The following is a 20281-nucleotide window of genomic DNA, read 5'->3' as shown; positions in this document are numbered from 1 at the left end:
AAAACTAGTAAATGAACCCAAATCAACAAAATCGTCAGATACATGGACAAAACATAATTGCCTGTGTTTGGGACTTTGATAAAACTTTAATTCCTGGATACATGCAAAAACCTTTGTTTAAGCATTACGGAATAAACGAAACATCTTTTTGGTCAGAGGTAAACCAACTACCTGGTTTATATTCGTCTCGCGGTATGAAAGTTTCGCCCGATACAATTTATCTCAATCACTTGCTAAGCTATGTTAAAAATGGTCCAATGCGCGGATTAACGAATGAAAGGTTAAAAGAATTGGGAGGAGAAATCGAATTTTATCCTGGACTGCCGGACTTTTTTGTTGAATTGACTAAAATAGCAAATCAAACGGAATTTGCCGGTTACGATTTTAAAATCGAACACTATATCATAAGTACTGGGATTTCAAAAATCATAGAAGGAACTAAAATTTCGCCTTATGTTGAAGATATATTTGCCTGTGAGTTCATTGAATCTCCATTGCCCCCGAACTTTATGAGTCAAACTGAGTTTTCACTGCCATTAGATTTGGAAATTTCTCAGGTTGGTATGACTGTAGATAACACCATAAAGACACGTTGCATATTTGAGATCAATAAAGGATGCAACAAGAATTCATCGATTGATGTGAATACTTTTATACCCCATGAAGACCGACGGGTTCCTGTAGACCAAATGATTTATGTCGCAGATGGCCCCAGTGATGTTCCTGTATTTACTGTAGTTAAACAAATGGGCGGAAAAACATATGCAGTTTATGATCCCACCAATGAAAAGGAATTTGAACAATCCTGTGATTTAGTGGAGCGCTCAAGGGTACATAATAATGGGCCCGCTGATTATCGAAAAAGTTCACCGACATCGATATGGATGAAGCAAAAAATAAAAGAAATTCTTAGAAATATGATCAAGAAGCGAAATGATCAATTAAACGAACGTTCAGGAGCTTCTCCAAAGCATATTCAAGAAGAAAGTCATGATAAAAATGAGTTTAGCCTTAAACAGGATACCTTTTGGAAATAAACAAAAATAGCATGAATTTAAAAAACTATCTTTCCAGCAAAGATTAAAATCGCTATTATTTAATCAAATACCAAGATGGATATATCTAATTGGACTCGTAAAAGCCTACTCGGAATTGAGGAACTTTCTCATAATGAAATTACTCAAATTTTAGAATTAGCAAAATTGTTTAAAAAGGAGACGGAAGGTGATATGTCCAATAAGAATTACTTGCGCGGGAAGAGAATGGTGAACCTGTTTATGGAACCAAGCACAAGAACAAGGATTGCCTTTGAGGTAGCTGCAAAGTCATTACATGCTGATGTAATTTCGGTCGCGGAACAGTCCAGTAGCTTAACTAAGGGAGAAACATTACGAGATACGGCAATGAACATACAGGCACTGGGTGCAGACGCGATCGTCCTTCGTCATTCTTCTCCTGGTGCTTCATTATTTCTTTCCAAGATAGTGGATGTTCCAATTATAAATGCTGGGGACGGAGCTCATGAACACCCAAGCCAAGCGTTGTTAGATTTATATACGCTCCAGGACAAATTAGGAACTGTGGAGGGCAAGAAAATAACAATTTTGGGAGATATATTGTTTAGTCGAGTGGCACGGTCGAACTTTTGGGCTTTATCTAAAATGGGGGCTGAAGTTACGCTTGCTGGACCATCTACTCTAGTTCCCAAGCAATTTGAAAGTATGGGGGCACGTGTCAGTCATAATTTAGAGGAGGCACTGCAAGATGCTGATGCAGTTATGCTTTTGAGGATTCAGCACGAGAGGCAATCTTCAAGCCATTTTCCATCACTCGCAGAATACACCAAAGTTTTTGGATTAAATAAAGACAGGAAACAGTGGTTAAAAAAAGGTGCTCTAATTCTCCATCCAGGTCCGGTAAATCGAGGCGTTGAATTAGATTCAGAACTAGCGGACTCGCCACAATCAGTTATCCTGGATCAGGTTAGCAATGGGATCGCGGTAAGAATGGCAATTCTTTATTTATGTACAATGCAAGGAGCAACCAATTTATGAGCATTACATGCCTGCAAGGAGGTAGGGTTATTGATCCCGTTAATGGAGTGAACAATATCCAAGATCTTTACTTTCAAAAAGAGAAAATAATCGCAAAACCCAGCAATCTCGATTCTAAGATTATCACGACAATCGATGTCAGTGACAAAATAATATTTCCCGGCCTAGTAGATTTGAGGTTTCATCTAAAAAATATTACTGGAGGGCAGACAGAAAATATATTAAGCGCTTCGCACGCAGCAGCAGCGGGTGGGTATACCTCTGTCTTGCTTATGCCCGACACCACTCCTAAGCCAGACAATCCCGGTACAATCCAATTCATACAAGATAGAATATTAAAAGAAGCATGTGTTAAATTTCATTTATGCGGTAATTTAACTCAAGATGGAAAAGGAGAGCAGCTTGCCCCGTTGGGTTCTCTTCAAGAAACCGGGGTAATCGCAATAACTGACTGCCCAAACACGACACAGAATAATCAAATATTTTCTAAGGGCGTAGAGTATGCGTCTATGTTTGGATTATTAGTAATTGATTTACCAAGAGATATATCATTGTCCAAAAATGGTTCAGCACACGATGGGCCATTAGCATTAAAAATGGGATTGGGTGGTTACCCAAGGATTGCAGAGGAACTCTATGTTCAGCGAGCAATATCAATTGCTCAAAGTATTGATACAAAAATTCATTTAACTTCGATTTCTTCGAAAGGTTCTGTTGAATTAATAAAATCCGCCAAGGACAAAGGTATCAAAATATCTGCTGATGTAACAGCAAACCACTTATGTTTTAATGAAAACTGTATAACAGGGTTCAATCCGAATTTCAAAATGTCACCCCCGATTCGTGAAGAAATTGACAGACTCTCATTAGTAGATGCATTGCTAGAAGGTACTATCGATTGTGTTTCAACCGCTCATAATCCATTTCAAGAACATGAAAAAAATGTGGAATATGATTTATCGCCTGCGGGAGTAATAAGTTTCGAAACTAATTTATCAAGTTGTTATCAAACACTAAAAGAAAACAAGGAATTTTGTTGGACGAAGTTAATTAAAGCAATGTCAAGTAACCCATCTAGGATCCTAGAAATAGACTCAGGAAATTTATCAATTGATATGCCAGCAGACATAGCAATATTTGACCCAAATATAGAATGGGAATATGGGAGTAGAGAAGGGGTTAGTCAGGCAACTAATTCACCATTTGAAAAACACTTATTTAAGGGTAAAATAATGCAAACTTTTGTAAATGGAAAAATTGCATTTGAACTAAAATAAAATATTTTTATACTTTGCAAGCTGAATTAGTAATAAACTTAATTGTAGTACTATTTTCATTTTATATACTGCGACAAAAAAGTGTAAATCGAAAATATCGTACGGATGTAAAGCTTGGTGAAAATAACTACTCTTTAATTACAATTCCAGCTTGCACAATTTTCTTTTTAGAAAATAGTTTGTACTACCTCATAATTTTTTGCACCTTATTTCTAGTCGGTGCCTTAGATAAAAGAAAAACAAAAAGAATTCATTTTTCGGAAAAAATGAAATCTGGTATTAAAAGATTAATCTTATTTTGGCCTCTATTATTGTTGATTTCATTTGTTTCAAATCATTTATTTAATGAATTTCGTGAACAGGATTTGGTTTCAAAAGTTCGAGAATTAGGCATTTCATACGAATTAATCAATATTGTAGTACTTGCTGTCATAATTTCACCTGTACTAGAAGAAATTTTTTTTCGTAGATTAATGTATCGTTCTCTCAAGAAGAAATTCGGGGTTTTGCTGGCAGTGATAATTACTTCATTTCTCTTTGCAGTGGTACACTTGAACTTATATGCATTTCCAGTACTATTTATCCTGAGTATTATACTTATTATTATTTATGAAAAAGATAATACAATATTTTCTCCTATGCTGTTACACTCGATATTTAATTTTGTGATGATCATTTCAATATTATTTTTAAGGTAATGAAAAAAACCAATATTTATGTTAGTAATGAAATCTCTTGCACTACTAGAATTGCGATCGAATTCGCGAAATCATTAAAGAATAATTGCGTAATCTATTTAAATGGTGATGTGGGATCAGGAAAAACTTTATTTACAAGCAAAGTCGCGAACTATTTCGGAACTCATACCATTACAAGTTCATCGTTTTCAAGGATACAAGCTCACCAAGGTACACCTAATTTTATTCACTGTGATCTATACAGAGGAAACTACAGCACGAATGACTTTTTGGAGGAGCTTGATTCCCACCTCCTAGATCCTTGGCTACTTTTTATAGAGTGGCCAAATGGAATTTTATCGATTCCAAACACTTCACAATACATTGTGAATATAGTTATAATTGGATTGAATGTTCGTAGGTTCTCTATTGAGCAAGTTATTTAACAAACAATTGTACCATCTGAAAACTCTTTTACATAACCTTCCTTGACTAACCACTTTAGCTCGACCAAAATTTGATTTTTTTCGAGTTTCATTTCTCCTGATTGCGATAATATACTTATAATTTTGATTGGTTCCGTTTTCTGTATGTATTTAACAATTTTCACACAATTTTCTGAAATCTTTGTTATTTCAATTGTTTTCGGCTTTTGGCCTGCTGCAAATAGATAATTTTTCGGTCCGTATTTAAAAATATAGAAACCACTTTTTTTAAAGTTAATTAAAGTATTGAAAAACAAATCTTTTTTCCATTGATACGAATTTTTTAGAAAGTCACTAATAAATCCGGCCAGATCTTTTTCAAAATTATCGATACTGTCACCTTTTATTTTAATCACTTTATTTGTTTTAATAAATTGATTAGTTTCTGTTGAGGATATGTATCCTTGTACTGCTTCAATACTATTAAATGATCGTTTAGTACTACCAAGTTCTCTTGTGGTGAAAATTAATTTTTTTAGCGGTGTATTCTTCCATTCATTTATAGTAATTTCATCTTCGACAGTTATTAATTTGTTGAGGTAATTATTATAGTTTAATTTAATTTTTTTTTCGATTAAATGTGTTTTGATAATTGCTTCAAAATCGTGAAAACTCTTCGGGGGTAGTAATATCCCACTTTCTGGACATTTTAATATATTTTTAAAATTACCACTCGGGTTTTCCCCGATTGTTTCAGTTATATCTACGACATGTTTTAATCCCTTTTCGACTATGTGGTTAATCGCGTTTGATTTTGTATAAAATACAGAATTATCAAATGTGGTTATAAAAAATGTCTCTTCTTTTAAATGCTCAATTGTGATCTGTAGTCTGTTCTTTTTATCAATTATTGCAGAGTTAATTTCTTCTAAACTATAAGATATACCAGATTTTCTAATGCCTCTTTTCAGGGTATCCAATATTGTTTTATCGGGATTAACTGTTATTTTAAATTTGTTGGCAAATGGTGAGTCATACCTTTTCGGTATTTCTTTCTTTTTTCTTTTGAACTCTCTTTGGTGTTCTTGTCGTTGTGGTTTAAACCGATCTTTCTGCTTCTCTCCAGCAATGTATTTGTTATCCCAATTTGGTGCAAAATCAAGATCGCTTAATTGGCTTAAATCAACTTTTTTTTGTTTTTTATCCTTTTCCATTATCTTTCATTACTAAATAATTAAGTTTGCTATCTTGCTTTTTCATCAGAATTGTTTTAACAACACTTTTGTTTGCTCAGGTGGCGGAATTGGTAGACGCGCTAGACTAAGGATCTAGTGCCTGTAAGGCGTGGGGGTTCGAGTCCCCCCTTGAGCACCAAAATCAACCATCTACCTTGCGGTCGAATGATTTTGTTTTCGTTTTGTCAAAAATCTTGTGTTTTATTCGGATACCCATGTTGTATTCATCTTTGAAAGTCTTATTTCCAAATCGATCGAAACCTTCAAATAAACCGTCTTTTTGGTTGTTTTCCCAATGTTCTAGAAGTTTAACCTGAAAACTACCTCCTGCCATTTTGTACTTCTCCACGATCCATTTGTTTGAGTCATTCCCGTTGTACTTGTCCCCAAATTTTACTTTCGCTAGGTGGTTCCATTCCAACCACATAGTTTCATGCTCCTTATTGGAGTAATCCACCGGGTCAATTGGTTCGTTGTACCAAAAGATATGAGTTCCTTGTTTGACTCCCTGAATGTAATCCTTTGAAAATACTGGAACTCCAATTTCTGTAAACCTTTCCCATTTGCCATGAAGTCTTCCAGACAGATATTGTTTTTGAAACATAATTTGTTTGGTGGGAAATAATTTCTCGATCGTTCCGCTAAACGGAAGACTTTCATCTCCCCAAAACGCCTTGGGTGTGAAACTCCAACTAGAAGACTTAATAATATCAACACTTTTTATTTCACCTTCTACCACCTTAACATTCCCCAGGATGAATGAGTTGCCCATACTACCAGAAACTATGGCTTCAACATCATTCGAGTATCCTGTTCCTCCTGATTTGATTATCAATCTAACTAATTTACCCGATTTGGTTATCTCAGGTAAAGCGACTGCTCCTTCCCCTTTCCAAAATAAATGTTTATCTATAAACTTTACTTCGTTTGCATCATCTATTCTTAGATAAGCTGAATCTGCTCTCCTAATTTTGTAAGGACTGTATGGCAGAGTTTGACTATCTCTAGAATACGATGCCCACCACTCGAGAGTTCGGTTTATGTTTGCTTCAAAAAGGATCAGGAAAGCGAACCCAAAAAAAACTAAGCAGATAGCCAAACTGGTAATAATTAGCTTTTTCATTTTATTTTGATTAGTTCTAAATGATTGTATGTAAAAATTTTAAAATCAAGACGAAAAAATCTTTGCTTAAATCCAAAATTTTGATCGATGAGAAAGGGATTTATTTAATGATGCCGGAAAAAATGGACCCTGGTAAATCAAAGAGGAGTAAATTTGCAGTAAAGACGCTCCTGCATCTAGTTTTCTAATTGCAGTATCAACCGATGAAATTCCACCTACACCTATGATCGGGAATCTGTAATCGGTAAGCTTTGCGAGAAACTTTATAATTTGAACTGACTTTGCTTCAATCGGGTTTCCACTCATTCCACCACTTTCGAAAGAATCAAGGTTTTGGGCCTTCAATCTGCTAACCGATGTATTCGTAGCGATCACACCAGAAAAACCAATATCTCTAGCACTGCAGACAATATGTTCTAAAGATTTGTAATTTTCATCAGGTGAAATCTTGAGAAGAAGTGGAACCATTGCAATGTTGTGCTTCTTCGCACAGGTTCGGCTTGCTTTTATAAGATTTTCAAGAAAAGGAGTGATTACGGTTTTGCCATGGAGTTCCCGTAAATTCGGGGTGTTAGGAGAACTGATATTAACTGTAATATAATCAGCCTGATTATAACATTTATTCAAGCATGATATATAGTCATTATGTGCTTGCTCAATTGGGGTATCTTTTCCCTTCCCTATGTTAATTCCCAGCGGTGTTGATCTTTTTTCTTTGGGATAAAATTTGGCAATCCGACTTACGACCGCCTCGGCGCCATCATTGTTAAAACCCATTCGGTTCACTAATGCATTGTATTTTGGATATCGGAAAAGTCTTGGTTTGGGGTTACCAGATTGCGCTTTTGGAGTAATTGTTCCAATTTCAACATGGCCAAAACCAAGTGAGGAGAAAGTTTTTGGAAAAGTGCCATTTTTATCCATTCCTGCAGCTAATCCTAAGCTATTAGGGAAAGACAGTCCAAAAACATTACAAGATTGATATTCGGCGTAAGAGGCCAAACTAATACATTTTCTGGCCAAACTTGATTTTTCTGTAACTTTTAGAAATCGACATGCTAAGTCGTGGGCATGTTCTGCATCTAACTGGAAGAGGAGAGGCCTAATTAATTTTTTATAAATTAGATTCATAAATTAAATATTAATAAATCAAAAATAGCTTGTTAGAGCGATAAAGAATGAAAAATTACTCTATTTTAGAAAAAGATGGTTGTAATCTTAAACCAACCATTCATAAGACAAATTAATGAAAAAAACAGGTTCTAGTTTAGATTGGTGTATCGTTCGAATCGGAGAGGATAAGAATTGGTGGATTGATTCTATAAGTGATAACGAAAATTGGGATGCCGATAATCTAAGTATTATTGATCCTAAGCAGTTTCTTTATATTAATGAACTCCTAGATTCGATGACAGAATTTGGACTAGATACTCAATTAGTTGATGAGGCCTTTTTTACTTTTGCAATTGAGGAAGAAATTGACGGGGGAATGATCAAGCTTGTTCGTGTTCGGGATTCGTTACTCAAGGCTGAGGATATGTTATTTGCCCTTCCCGATGTACTCGATGAGGACAAGGGACCCTATGCCGATTTTCTTAACCATGTTTCTGAAAAAAGAGTTAGCATGCTCAATGAGTTAATAGAATTTGCAGAACCTTATACTCAGGAAGAAATGGAAGAGGTTTTGGCAGAAAAACAAAATAACGATTTTCTGGAAGGAAGGCGCTCGCATTTCAGTGATGAGTTATTTTCTATTCTAGAATTTGTACCTGACGGCTTTGCGATTGATGCAGATTTAGACGATGAATCTGACAAATCAAAGGATGATGAGGAAGATTACTCGGATTTAGAGTCAGATTTAATCGAGGTTTCCGATAAAGAGGAAAAGTTATTACCCGATGCCGATTTAAAATGGGACGAAGAAGAAGAGAAGGATGATACTACTCCCTATGAAGGAGGCGCCCCTGACGAGAGTGCTTAAATTAATTTGGCGATTCTTTCCGCAAAATAGGTAAAAATTATGTTTGCCCCTGCCCTCTTAATCGAATGCATCGATTCAAGTGCGCAGGACTCTAGGTCGAGCCAACCCTGTAAGTGAGAGGCCCATATTCGTGAATATTCTCCAGAAACCTGATACGCGGCGATTGGAATGTTGAAATTTTCCCTAGCGTACTTGATTACATCTAAATAAGGTTCTGCAGGCTTTATCATTAGAATATCAGCACCTTCTTCAAAATCTAATTCCAATTCTCTTTTTGCTTCGCGAAGGTTTGCGGGGTCTAATTGATAACAAGACTTGTCGATGGCAGTTTTTTGCCCGGTACCGATTGCATCCCTAAAAGGTCCATAGTATGCAGATGAGAATTTAGCGGAGTAAGAAAGAATACCCGTGTTTTGTTTGTTTTGTTTATCTAATTCCTCACGAATCAGTTTAACTCGGCCGTCCATCATATCGGAAGGAGCAACCAAATCGTACCCTGCACCCGCTGCTAATACTGCCCCCTGAGCTAGAATTTCGACAGTTCTATCATTTTCAACCACTCCATTACAATCGAGTATGCCGTCGTGCCCGTGTGTTGTGTAAGGATCGAGAGCAATATCACCAACAAGGGCAACATTATCAATCGCTGCCTTAATTTCGTAAGCAGTCTTGTATACCAGGGAATCGGAATTGAGGATTTCTGAGCCTAAGGGGTTTTTTTTGCTAGCCTGAATTTGAGGAAAGATAGCAAATGTATTGATCCCAATATCCTGCCATTCTTTAATTTTTGAGACCAATAAATTGAGGGGCCATCGAAATATTTCAGGCATAGAATCTATCTTTTCAGGAACTTGAGCTTGTTCAGAAACAAAAACTGGTAAGACGAGATCGTTATGAGATAATTCTTGCTCTTTGACCAAAGAACGAAGTACTGGATTATTTCTTATGCGCCTGGGGCGATGGGTTAGGTTGAAATTCATTGATGAAGGGTAATTAAAATGAAATACTAATAAGCAATTATAAATTCTATTAAATGTTACTATACCTCTAAGCTATTATGATCGCTATAAAATTCTTTGATTAATCTATGGAATGGGAAACGATTTTAGCGTTCGGACTCTTATTATCCGCTCTTATTTCTTTTTTAATGGAGAAAGTAAGTGTTGATACCACAGCCCTTACCTTACTAGGAATTATTTTACTATTTTCGGGCTTAGAAATAAGCGATAATTGGCCTTCTATACCTCAAATTTTGAGTGTCTTTTCTAACGAGGCACCTCTTACAATTGCAGCAATGTTTGTCATTAGTGCCTCTTTAAATCGTTGTAGATTAATTGAGCAAGCTTCCGATTCATTGGGCAAGTTTTGTAAATATGGATACCGCAGGTTCATGCTTATTTTACTCTTACTGGTAGCTTTTGTATCAGCTTTTATCAATAACACCCCAGTTGTGGTTGTGTTATTGCCAGTCGTGATAAGCCTTTCGAGAAAAATGGGGGTACCATCCTCAAAGATGCTGATACCGGTATCTTATGCATCTATATTTGGTGGATGCTGTACTTTGGTTGGCACTAGCACCAATATTCTAGCAAGCGGAATTATAACAAATTCTACAATTTACCAAAACATGGAACCATTGGGTATGTTTGAGTTAGCAAAAATCGGCCTTCCCTTGCTGGCAATTTCTTTAAGTTTTTTAGTTTTATTCGGAAGAAGGTTATTGCCTGACAGGGAAGCATTATCAGATATAATATCAGACTTAGACAGTAAAGAATTTTTAACTGAGGCTATTGTACATGATAATTCCCCACTTGTTGGGCAAAGAATTAAAGATTCTGGAATTACCAAACTTTCCGGAGTAAGACTTTTAGAAATTGTAAGAAATGGAGCGGCAATTTCAGCAAGGAAAACAGGGGAAAAACTGGAAGCAAAAGATCGCCTCGTTCTTTCTTGTAAACCACAGGGGATTATCGAAACTAGTGAGATAGAGGGTGTAAATTTATTAAATGAAACGGCTCTGGGTATTGAGCAAGTTTCCTCTAAAACTGGAATAATGGTGGAGTGTGTGGTGGGACCCTCTTCCTCCTTGATTTCAAGGAACCTTTCGGATGCAAGTTTCAGGGCTCGTTTTAATTTAACTATTCTTGCTGTACACCGTCGGGGAAAAAATCTTGGGGTTGAAATTGAAAAGATACGACTCCAACCAAGTGATACTTTGTTAATCTTGGGTGCCGAAGATGCAATAGAAAGGCTGAGAAAATCTGACGAGGTCATCCTGTTGGACCAGGCGGCCATGCCGATGAAGAATATGAAAAAAAAGGCCCCCATCGTGATTGCAGTTCTAATGGGAATTATAGCAGTTGCATCTTTTGGCGTACTACCGATTTCTATAACCTCTATTATTGGAGTGTCAATTTTACTGCTAACTGGTTGCCTAAAACCACGGGAAGCCTATCACGCAATCGAATGGAACATATTAATACTTATTTACGGGATGCTGGCACTTGGCATAACGATGCAAAGTACGGGTGCATCCTCAGTGATTGCATCGGTAGTAGGAGGAGTTGGGCTGGGATTATTTGAACCAGAATGGCAACCATTTGCGGTTTTAATAGTTTTATATTTATGCACCGCTTTTTTAACAGAAGTTTTATCAAATAACGCAACAATAGTTATAATGGCACCGATATCCCTTGAGGTAGCACATTTGATGAACATGCCACCAAGCGATGCAAGAGCCTATATATTAACAGCCTGTATTGCTGCATCCGCAAGTTTTGTCACGCCAATTGGATATCAGACAAATACATTTGTTTATACTGTTGGAGGTTATCAATTTAAAGATTTTCTAAAAGTGGGCATTTATTTTAACCTAATTTATTTTATTGGAACTGTTACACTCGTTTCCATTATTTGGGACTTCATTCCTTGATCGCTATTATCAAGAAAAAGCATTGAATGGAAAGGGGTCGAACGGCATTGGGATTTGCCATAAAGCTAATTATTGAATGATAGATCTTAGTTTTCATTAATACCTGTGTTGCAACGCTTTTTGAAGTATTGAAGGCCAAAATTGAAACACAAAAATAATAGGCACCCCCCACCCCTCAAGTTTTCAAGAAAAAGTTTAAATCCTACCTTGACTGAAATACCAAAAAAAAGATATAAATAGTCCATCACAATTACTCTAAAACTGAAAGCAAAATTCTCACCTTAACCTTTATATTAAAAGAACTTAAGCGTTATTAAAGAAACAATTTAATTGCCACCCATGTCAGAAGAAAAAAACATAAAAAAAGAAGAAAAGTACGACTCTTCACAAATTCAAAAGTTAGAAGGCTTGGAGGGCGTGCGAAAGCGACCCGATATGTATATTGGTGATACCAATGAAAGGGGTCTGCATCATTGTGTTTTTGAAATTGTCGATAATTCAATTGATGAGTCATTAGCGGGGTATTGCTCAGAAATAAAAGTTCACCTTCATGCAGATGGATCGTGCTCGATTCAGGACAATGGTCGAGGGATTCCGGTAGATGTTCACCCGAAGCATAATATGCCGGCATTAGAATTAGTTCTTACGAATTTACATGCTGGCGGAAAATTTGGAAAAGGGGCTTATCAGGTTTCAGGAGGCTTGCATGGGGTGGGTGCAAAATGCGTAAATGCAGTTTCAGAATGGTTTGTTGCTGAAGTTAGAAGGGAGGAAAAAATTCACCAGATGGAGTTTTCCCGAGGAATAACGACACAAAAAATGAAAGTGATCGGATCCTGCCAATCTACGGGTACAAAGGTGACTTTTCTTCCCGACGAACAAATTTTCACCGAGACTAGGGAATTCAAATTTGATGTTCTTGCAAAAAGGTTGCGGGAATTGGCATTCCTTAATCCTGGTGTTAAGATATCGTTGAAAGAAGACAAGGGCGAACGCGAGCAAACATTTGTTTTTGAGGATGGTATTAGTGAATACGTGATGTATTTAAATCAAAATAAGAATTGTTTAACGTCTGAACCAATTACGTTTTCAGGGGAGGCTCCTGCTGAAACCGGAGAGGGAACAATTATGCTTGAGGTTGCCCTAATATATAATGACTCTTTCTCCGACCAACTTTACGCATATGCAAATTCAATTCATAATGTAGAAGGTGGTACTCATCTGTCTGGTTTCCGCACAGCACTGACTCGTGTTATCAACGGATATGCGAGGCAAAACGACTTACTGAAAGAAAAAGAATTATCATTAACGGGTGATGATGTGAGAGAGGGATTAACCGCAGTAGTTTCGGTAAAGGTACCGGAGCCAAGATTTGAGGGGCAAACGAAGACCAAACTTTCTAATCGTGAAGTAGATGGGATTGTTCAGAAGATCGTTGGTGAAAAGATGAAATACTATTTTGAAATGAATCCTGACACCGCAAAGTCATTAATTCAAAAAGTGATTCATGCATCTCGGGCAAGAGAGGCAGCCAGGAAAGCCCGTGAGACGGTAAGAAAGGGAGCATTATCTGGTGGTGGACTACCAGGCAAGTTAGCCGATTGTTCTGAGAAGGACCCCGCTAAAAGTGAATTGTACATTGTGGAGGGAGACTCAGCAGGAGGTTCAGCAAAGCAGGGTCGTGATAGGCTTACTCAGGCGATACTCCCACTAAGGGGTAAATTATTGAATGTTGAAAAGGCTCGTCTAGATAAAGTTCTCAACAATGCTGAAATAAGAAGTTTGATCACTGCAGTGGGTACTGGAATCGGAGACCACGAGGGAGAAGGTGCTTTTGACGCTAGTAAAGCACGATATCACAAAATAATAATAATGACGGATGCGGATGTAGATGGAGCTCACATTAGAACTCTTCTGCTCACATTTTTGTTTAGGCAAATGAAAGGCTTGATAGAAAATGGATTTGTTTATGTTGCACGGCCTCCACTATATAAAATAAAGAGAAGAAAAACAGAACAGTATATTCAAGATGATGCGGAAATGAGTAAGATTCTTCTGTCATTGGGCTGTGAAGATATTGAGTTTAAAAGAAAAAGTGATGATTATTTATTCCCAGAAGAGAAGATAAAAATTTTAATCGAGCAGTTTTTAAAAATTGAGGCATTAGGAAAAGGGATTCAACGCTATGGATGCACTCTAACTAGGTTGCTTGCCCAACTTGATGGAAAATCAGAATCCCTTCCGCGATTTCTAGCTCGTATCCGAACTGGTAATGAGGAAGAAATTAGATTTTTCAAAGATATCGAAGCCAAGGCTGGTTTCATGTTATCACAAAATATCGTAGAAGAAAATGAGCTCGACTCTGTGAGTAGAGAAATAGAATTAAATGGCTTGAAAGTGAGTCAAAGAATTTCAATTCATGAAATATATGAATCATACGAAATTGAGAAATTATTAAAACAATGCCATGAATTAGGGATTAATTATACGCTTTTTTCTAACAAAGAAGAAGTATCTGATTATCATATCGTAACTAATAGTGGTGCTGAAAACAAAGAGGAAACAGTAGACATCTTCTCAGTAATCAACTTTTTGGAAACAATAAGGAAGCAAGGTAGGAAAGGACTTCAAATACAAAGATATAAAGGACTAGGAGAAATGAACCCGAAGCAACTCTTTGAAACGACTATGGATCCACAAAAAAGAAGTTTAATTAAAGTTGAAATAGAGGATGCAATTGCGGCCGATAATATCTTCACAATGTTAATGGGTGAAGAAGTCCCACCGCGCAGAGCTTTCATTGAAGATAATGCCCTGAATGTTTCATTTTTAGACGCCTAATAATTTTATAATGACAGACAATAATAAATCACTCTTTTCGGGAAATATAAGCGATATTATGCAATCTGCTTACATCGATTATTCGATGTCAGTGATAGTAAGTCGAGCCTTACCAGATGTTCGGGATGGTTTTAAACCAGTACATCGCAGGGTTTTGTATGCTATGCTACGGGAGGGCTTGTTGCACAGCAGGGCGTACGATAAGTGTGCTGGTGTAGTGGGAGAGGTCTTAAAAAATTATCACCCGCATGGCGATAGTTCGGTATATGATACATTAGTAAGAATGGCACAACCGTGGGTAATGAGGTATCCGTTGGTAGATGGTCAAGGTAATTTTGGTTCAGTCGATGGAGATTCTGCGGCAGCATATCGATACACAGAATGTCGATTGACTAAAATAGCGGAAGAATTACTCAAGGATATCGACGAAGATACAGTCGACTTTGCCCCTAATTACAAAGAAAGTTCTACTGAACCTACAGTTTTGCCGTCTTCCCTGCCCAGCCTCCTGATGAACGGTTCTTCTGGTATCGCTGTGGGTATGGCGACTAACATACCCCCCCATAATTTGGGTGAACTGATTGACGCCGTAACCTTACTAATCGATGAGCCTAATTGTACGATTGAGCAAATTATGGAAATACTACCGGGACCCGATTTTCCAACGGGCGGTACAATAGCGGGTAGATCCGGAATTAATTCCTACATGCATACCGGTCGTGGCATAGTAAGAATGAGAGGTACAATAACTACTGAAGAATTGCCGAATGGAAAACAACAAATAATAATTTCTGAAATTCCGTATAATGCAAATCGTGCAACTTTAGTAACTAGAATTGCAGATTTGGTGAAAGAAAAAATTCTTGATGGAGTGAGCGATCTTAGAGATGAATCGACCGAAACGACTCGTATCGTTGTAGAGCTTAAACTCGGAGAAATTGAGAGAGTTACCATCAACAAACTTTTTAAACTAACTGCACTTGAAAGTAGTTTTGGCGTTATTCTATTGGCCTTAGATAAGAGAAGGCCAAGGCAGATGAACATTAAGGAAGCTTTGGAGTGTTATGTTGACCATCGGAGAGAGGTAATTCTTAGAAGAACTCAATTCAGATTGAGGAAGGCTGAGGATCGAGCTCATATACTAGAAGGCTATAAAATTGCACAAGATAATTTAGATGATTTTGTTCGTATAATTCGAGCTTCAGCAAACCGAATTGAAGCGAAATCTAATTTAGTCGCAAAATATACTCTTTCTGACAGGCAAGTGAATGCAATTCTTGATTTACGATTATACCAATTGACTGGTATGGAAAGAGAGAAAATTGACGCTGAATATCAAGAATTAATGACGATTATCTCAGGACTCAAAGAAATTATTGAAAATGAACATATACTCTTATCCGTAATAAAAGATGAATTAAGTGCCTTGAGAGATGTATACGCAGACGAAAGAAAATGCACAATAACGGAGTATGAAGGCGATGTTAGAATGGAAGATTTAATTCCTAATGATGGTTGTGTTGTTACGATTACAAAAAGCGGATTCATAAAAAGAACTGGCGTCGAAGAATTTCGTTCACAAAATCGTGGAGGAAAAGGAGTAATTGGGAGTGGTCAAAAGGAGGAAGATCCTGTCGAAATTTTACAAACTTGCAATGCGCACGATACACTCATGTTTTTTATGAAAAATGGTCGTGTCTACGTTGGAAAAGCTTATGAAATACCAGAGGGAAGTAGAATTGCAAAGGGTAGAAATATAATCAATCTTCTCGAAATGCAAAAAAGCGAAAAGGTTGCTGCCCTTATTGCGATTGATTCCTTTGAATCTGATCAATCATTAGTTTTATGTACTCAAAAAGGAGTAATCAAAAAAACAAAGATAAATGCGTACAAAAACCATCGCAAGGGTGGAATTATTGGCATTAATGTTGATGAAGGTGATACTGTATTAAAGGCGATCAAAACGAATCCGGATGATCATATTTTAATTTTAACCAAAAACGGAAAAGGACTGCGGTTTTGCTGCGATCAATTACGAGACCAAGGCAGAGTAACTAGAGGCGTTCGTGGGATTAGACTCAAACCCAAAGATCAAGTAGATTCTTGCCTGGTGGTTGATGATCAAAAATTATTACTGATTGCAGGACAAAATGGTCTAGGTATCCGTACTCGGTTCAGTGCGTTTCTTCCAAACGGTGGAAAACTTGATAGTGATTCGGTTGAAGATGCTACCCCAAGGAAAAGAGGCGGTCAGGGTGTTACTGCAATGAATACTGACAGAATAATCGGTGCACTGAGCGTAGATCCCGAGAGTGAAATCTTAATGATCACAAGTAACGGACAGGCTGTTCGTTGCCCTGTTAATAATGTCCGGGAAACAAGCCGAGGTTCGAAGGGGGTAAAGCTCGTTAATTTATCCGGTAAAGACAAATTAACAGCTATTTCTGAAGTTATAGAACTCGACGAAGGTGATGAACTCGAAGAGGAGGGGACGGAATCCGAAAACTTGCTAGAAAACGAGCCAGAAACAGATACAGGTAATCTAAACACTGACCACGATACCAAAACTGATTCTACCGAATAAACTGTTTTATATTTACGATACTTGCTAATCTTTTATAAAGCAAGAAGGCACATATTGTATCATACAAGGCGTTGTGAGGGGTTCTTTTATCTTCTCGGCAATGTCTTTTAGCTAGTACAGAGCTCTCTTCTTTAATAAAAATATTAGTTAAGTGCTCTAATCCGTATTCTTCCAATTGGGGATAAAGTATTTTATACATTTCTTTAGTATCGAGCCACGGTCCCCATTCCACTCCATGGTTTGTACTGGTAATATTACTGTAAGGTAGATACTTTTTAAGAAGATTTTTCTCTGTTGGTACATTGTGTGATATTATAAAATCAGGTATTTTCTTAAATATTGTTTTAAAGAACTCGATACATTCAGCTTCATTTCGAATTGTTTGTTCCGCTAAACTTACTATTGTGGAATTAACTGATGTGATTAAACCTATTTCTCGTATTCCATTGGAGAGTGAACCTTCAAAGTCCAGGGCTAAAATTTGCATATTTTAAAAAATCTAAATGAATAAAATAAGTTTTCCAGTTTTTACTGAATTTGTAGAAAAAATTACAACCGAAACATCTTTATCTATCAATAAATGCTTTGATACAAATATTGTAAATAAAAGAAAAAAATGCGATGGGACAATCGTTACAGATGTTGATTTAAATACAGAACATTTTATCAGAGAACAGATTGAATTATCTTACCCGAGTCACGGAATAGTTGGTGAGGAGTTGGCAAATAAAGAAAAAAGTGCGGAAAGCATCTGGATTATTGATCCCATTGACGGAACATTTAGTTTTGCCAGGGGGATTCCTTTGTTTGGAACTTTGATAGGGTATTTGTATAATGATTACCCTGCTTATGGTTGTATGCGACTTCCTAAATTAGGGAATGATTTATTGGTTGGAGATAATGACTCTTGTTTATTAAATGGAATAAAAACAGAATGTTCACCCTTTGTTTCATGGGATGAATCTCTCATTCTAACAACAGACGAAAAAAGTATTTCACAATCTTCTATTGCTTCAAATTGGCAAAGGTTAAAGAAACGAGAGGCTCAATTTAGAACCTGGGGTGACTGTTATGGGTACTATCTTTTATGCACTGGAAAGGCTGATGCAATGTTAGATATCGATTTAAAACCCTTTGACATTTTACCACTGATACCAATTTTAAAAGGTGCAGGTTTATCGATAGTAGATTTTTCAAAAAAGAAAGATTTTACTTCCATAGTGGCTTGTAAACCCGAAATAGAACAAGAGTTTGCTCAATTGCTAATAAGTTGAAATGGAGCGGGCGAAGGGATTCGAACCCTCGACATCCACCTTGGCAAGGTGGTGCTCTACCAACTGAGCTACGCCCGCGTTCCGAGATAAACTATCTAAAATTTATCTAAGTAAATCAAGTTTATAATGTAAAAAGTAGAAACATGTTTGTGACAAAAATTTGGTTTTACTTGACAAAAAATCACTTTTCTCTACCTTCAAACACTTTTCTCTAACTCCATGCCCCCCGCCCATGTAGCTCAGTCGGTAGAGCGCGTCCTTGGTAAGGACGAGGTCGGCGGTTCAAATCCGCTCGTGGGCTCCACATAAAATTCAAACTAAGTCAAACAAATGGCCAAAGAACAGTTCCAACGCACAAAACCCCACGTTAATGTAGGTACCATCGGTCACGTAGACCATGGTAAAACAACACTCACGACAGCAATTTTACATGCTCAAGCCCGTCAAGGACTTGCAGAAGTAAAAAGCTATGCCGATATAGCGAAAGGCGGAACAGTACGTGACTCGTCTAAAATTGTAACGATTGCAGTTTCTCATGTTGAGTACGAATCAGCAAACAGGCATTACGCTCATGTAGACTGCCCTGGTCACGCTGATTTTGTTAAGAATATGATCACGGGTGCAGCTCAAATGGACGGAGCTATTTTAGTAGTAGATGCTACTACTGGCCCCATGCCTCAAACTAGAGAACATATCCTTCTTGCTCGCCAAGTAGATGTTCCTAATTTGGTAGTTTTTCTCAATAAATGCGACCTTATGTCTGGTGATGACGAAGAATTACTTGAATTAGTCGACATGGAAATTCGCGATTTGTTGAGCAAGTATGAATTCGATGGTGACAATGCAAAAATCATCCGCGGTTCTGCTACCAAGGCACTTGAAAATGAAGAGAGTGATTTGGGCCTAGGTTCGATTCAGAAATTAATGGATGCCATTGATACTGAAGTAGCCGAACCCGTACGTGATGTTGACAAACCTTTATTGATGGCAGTGGAAGGCGTTTTTACAATTACAGGACGTGGTACTGTTGCAACTGGAAGAATCGAGCGTGGAAGAATCAAGGTCGGTGAAGAAGTTGAAATTGTTGGTCTTGGAGAATCTCGTAAGACTACATGTACCGGTGTTGAGATGTTTCGTAAGGAATTAGGACAAGGTCAAGCAGGTGATAATGTTGGAATACTGCTTCGTGGAATTGAAAAAGCTGATATACAGAGAGGTCACGTACTTGCTGCTCCAGGTAGCATAAAGCCCCATGTCAAAGCGAAAGCCCAAATTTATGTTCTTAACAAAGAAGAAGGTGGAAGGCACACCCCATTTTTCAAAGGTTATCGTCCACAATTCTTCTTTGGTACCGCAGATGTCACCGGGATTGTTCATTTACCTGAAGGTGTTGAAATGGTAATGCCAGGTGACAATCTGGGTGTTGAAATAGAACTTCAAAAGTCAATCGCAATGGAACCTGGACAAAGATTTGCTATTCGCGAGGGTGGCAAAACTATTGGAGCGGGTAACATTACTGAAATTTCTTAATCATTTAGATTACTACTCGCAAATCCACCCAATTAAAACTTGGGGAGAATAGCTCAATTGGTAGAGCAACGGTCTCCAAAACCGTAGGCTGTGGGTTCAAGTCCCTCTTCTCCCGCCATTTATAATAAAATTGAATCCGTTTAAGAAAGTTAGAACCTTTTACAAGGAGACTATTGCTGAACTTGGGAAAGCAAGTTGGCCCACTTTTGCTGAGCTTCGCGAATCTACAATAGTTGTTGTAATCGGTGTAGTTATATTAGGCTGCTTTATTTCTGTTTCAGATTTTTCTTTATCTAATTGGGTGGAGTTTGTAACTCAATACCTTCGGTCTAGCTAATCCTTACACTT

Annotated in this window: 17 protein-coding genes and 4 tRNA genes; 15 read left to right on the top strand and 6 right to left on the bottom strand. The window is 37.4% G+C overall.

Annotation, left to right across the window (positions count from 1 at the left end; translation table 11 throughout):
• Positions 1 to 11: 11 nt before the first annotated feature.
• From ACKPQ5_RS09310 to ACKPQ5_RS09290, 5 genes are all read left to right on the top strand, one after another.
• Positions 12 to 1037: a haloacid dehalogenase-like hydrolase gene (locus tag ACKPQ5_RS09310; protein ID WP_407678829.1), complete on the top strand. Its 1026-nt coding sequence runs from the start codon at positions 12 to 14 to the stop codon at positions 1035 to 1037.
• A 75-nt stretch (positions 1038 to 1112) separates the two neighbouring features.
• The gene (locus tag ACKPQ5_RS09305) at positions 1113 to 2054 is read left to right on the top strand and encodes an aspartate carbamoyltransferase catalytic subunit (RefSeq protein WP_407678828.1); all 942 of its coding nucleotides are present in this window, start codon (positions 1113 to 1115) and stop codon (positions 2052 to 2054) included.
• Positions 2051 to 3331: a dihydroorotase gene (locus ACKPQ5_RS09300; protein ID WP_407678827.1), complete on the top strand. Its 1281-nt coding sequence runs from the start codon at positions 2051 to 2053 to the stop codon at positions 3329 to 3331. The genes ACKPQ5_RS09305 and ACKPQ5_RS09300 overlap by 4 nt, the downstream gene beginning before the upstream one ends.
• Before the next feature lie 266 nt (positions 3332 to 3597).
• On the top strand, positions 3598 to 4029 hold the full coding sequence (locus tag ACKPQ5_RS09295) for a CPBP family intramembrane glutamic endopeptidase (RefSeq protein ID WP_407678853.1): 432 nt from the start codon (positions 3598 to 3600) through the stop codon (positions 4027 to 4029).
• Positions 4029 to 4454: a tRNA (adenosine(37)-N6)-threonylcarbamoyltransferase complex ATPase subunit type 1 TsaE gene (locus ACKPQ5_RS09290; protein ID WP_407678826.1), complete on the top strand. Its 426-nt coding sequence runs from the start codon at positions 4029 to 4031 to the stop codon at positions 4452 to 4454. Before ACKPQ5_RS09295 ends, ACKPQ5_RS09290 begins: the two co-directional genes overlap by 1 nt.
• Here ACKPQ5_RS09290 and ACKPQ5_RS09285 read toward each other — a convergent pair.
• Entirely contained in the window at positions 4451 to 5647 is a 1197-nt protein-coding gene (locus ACKPQ5_RS09285; protein ID WP_407678825.1) for a hypothetical protein, read from the bottom strand. The genes ACKPQ5_RS09290 and ACKPQ5_RS09285 overlap by 4 nt on opposite strands.
• 74 nt (positions 5648 to 5721) lie before the next feature.
• Between ACKPQ5_RS09285 and ACKPQ5_RS09280 the strand changes: the two genes are divergently transcribed.
• Positions 5722 to 5807 (top strand) — tRNA-Leu (locus ACKPQ5_RS09280).
• Positions 5808 to 5810: 3 nt separating this feature from the next.
• Here ACKPQ5_RS09280 and ACKPQ5_RS09275 read toward each other — a convergent pair.
• Positions 5811 to 6791: a toxin-antitoxin system YwqK family antitoxin gene (locus ACKPQ5_RS09275; protein WP_407678824.1), complete on the bottom strand. Its 981-nt coding sequence runs from the start codon at positions 6789 to 6791 to the stop codon at positions 5811 to 5813.
• 66 nt (positions 6792 to 6857) lie between these two features.
• Entirely contained in the window at positions 6858 to 7922 is a 1065-nt protein-coding gene (locus ACKPQ5_RS09270) for a quinone-dependent dihydroorotate dehydrogenase (RefSeq protein ID WP_407678823.1), read from the bottom strand.
• 115 nt (positions 7923 to 8037) lie between these two features.
• On the opposite strand from ACKPQ5_RS09270, the gene ACKPQ5_RS09265 reads away from it, so the two are divergent.
• On the top strand, positions 8038 to 8772 hold the full coding sequence (locus tag ACKPQ5_RS09265) for a hypothetical protein (protein WP_407678822.1): 735 nt from the start codon (positions 8038 to 8040) through the stop codon (positions 8770 to 8772).
• On the opposite strand, the gene hemB is transcribed toward ACKPQ5_RS09265, so the two are convergent.
• Positions 8769 to 9752 carry a porphobilinogen synthase gene (gene hemB, locus ACKPQ5_RS09260; RefSeq protein WP_407678821.1) on the bottom strand — a complete coding sequence of 328 codons (984 nt, stop codon included), beginning with the start codon at positions 9750 to 9752 and terminating at the stop codon, positions 8769 to 8771. The two genes, ACKPQ5_RS09265 and hemB, sit on opposite strands and share 4 nt — an antisense overlap.
• 107 nt (positions 9753 to 9859) lie before the next feature.
• Here hemB and ACKPQ5_RS09255 point away from each other — a divergent pair, with 107 nt between their 5' ends.
• The 3 genes from ACKPQ5_RS09255 to gyrA all read left to right on the top strand — a co-directional run bounded on the left by ACKPQ5_RS09255 (position 9860) and on the right by gyrA (position 17129).
• Entirely contained in the window at positions 9860 to 11704 is a 1845-nt protein-coding gene (locus ACKPQ5_RS09255; RefSeq protein WP_407678820.1) for an SLC13 family permease, read from the top strand.
• Between the two features lie 339 nt (positions 11705 to 12043).
• Positions 12044 to 14545, top strand: coding sequence for a DNA topoisomerase (ATP-hydrolyzing) subunit B (gene gyrB, locus ACKPQ5_RS09250; RefSeq protein ID WP_407678819.1), 2502 nt, complete (start codon positions 12044 to 12046; stop codon positions 14543 to 14545).
• Between the two features lie 10 nt (positions 14546 to 14555).
• Entirely contained in the window at positions 14556 to 17129 is a 2574-nt protein-coding gene (gene gyrA, locus ACKPQ5_RS09245; RefSeq protein ID WP_407678818.1) for a DNA gyrase subunit A, read from the top strand.
• Here the strand turns inward: gyrA and ACKPQ5_RS09240 are convergent.
• On the bottom strand, positions 17119 to 17616 hold the full coding sequence (locus ACKPQ5_RS09240) for a hypothetical protein (RefSeq protein WP_407678817.1): 498 nt from the start codon (positions 17614 to 17616) through the stop codon (positions 17119 to 17121). The two genes, gyrA and ACKPQ5_RS09240, sit on opposite strands and share 11 nt — an antisense overlap.
• Positions 17617 to 17632: 16 nt before the next feature.
• On the opposite strand from ACKPQ5_RS09240, the gene ACKPQ5_RS09235 reads away from it, so the two are divergent.
• Complete coding sequence (locus tag ACKPQ5_RS09235; RefSeq protein WP_407678816.1) at positions 17633 to 18403, top strand: inositol monophosphatase family protein; 771 nt, start codon at positions 17633 to 17635, stop codon at positions 18401 to 18403.
• Between the two features lie 2 nt (positions 18404 to 18405).
• Here ACKPQ5_RS09235 and ACKPQ5_RS09230 read toward each other — a convergent pair.
• Positions 18406 to 18481 (bottom strand) — tRNA-Gly (locus tag ACKPQ5_RS09230).
• A gap of 150 nt (positions 18482 to 18631) precedes the next feature.
• Between ACKPQ5_RS09230 and ACKPQ5_RS09225 the strand changes: the two genes are divergently transcribed.
• The 4 genes from ACKPQ5_RS09225 (at position 18632) to secE (ending at position 20270) form a co-directional block, all read left to right on the top strand.
• A tRNA-Thr gene (locus ACKPQ5_RS09225) sits at positions 18632 to 18707 on the top strand.
• 26 nt (positions 18708 to 18733) lie between these two features.
• Positions 18734 to 19933 carry an elongation factor Tu gene (tuf, locus tag ACKPQ5_RS09220; RefSeq protein WP_407678815.1) on the top strand — a complete coding sequence of 400 codons (1200 nt, stop codon included), beginning with the start codon at positions 18734 to 18736 and terminating at the stop codon, positions 19931 to 19933.
• Positions 19934 to 19975: 42 nt separating this feature from the next.
• A tRNA-Trp gene (locus ACKPQ5_RS09215) sits at positions 19976 to 20051 on the top strand.
• Between the two features lie 12 nt (positions 20052 to 20063).
• Positions 20064 to 20270, top strand: a complete 207-nt coding sequence (secE, locus tag ACKPQ5_RS09210; protein WP_407678814.1) for a preprotein translocase subunit SecE — start codon at positions 20064 to 20066, stop codon at positions 20268 to 20270.
• The last annotated feature ends 11 nt before the right edge of the window (positions 20271 to 20281 follow it).

Origin of the sequence: Candidatus Seribacter sulfatis, assembly GCF_964187635.1 — a bacterium.
In the GTDB taxonomy this organism is placed as follows: domain Bacteria; phylum Verrucomicrobiota; class Verrucomicrobiia; order Opitutales; family Seribacteraceae; genus Seribacter; species Seribacter sulfatis.
The sequence above is the reverse complement of the archived record's forward strand: the minus strand, read 5'-3'. Positions and strand labels throughout refer to the sequence as shown.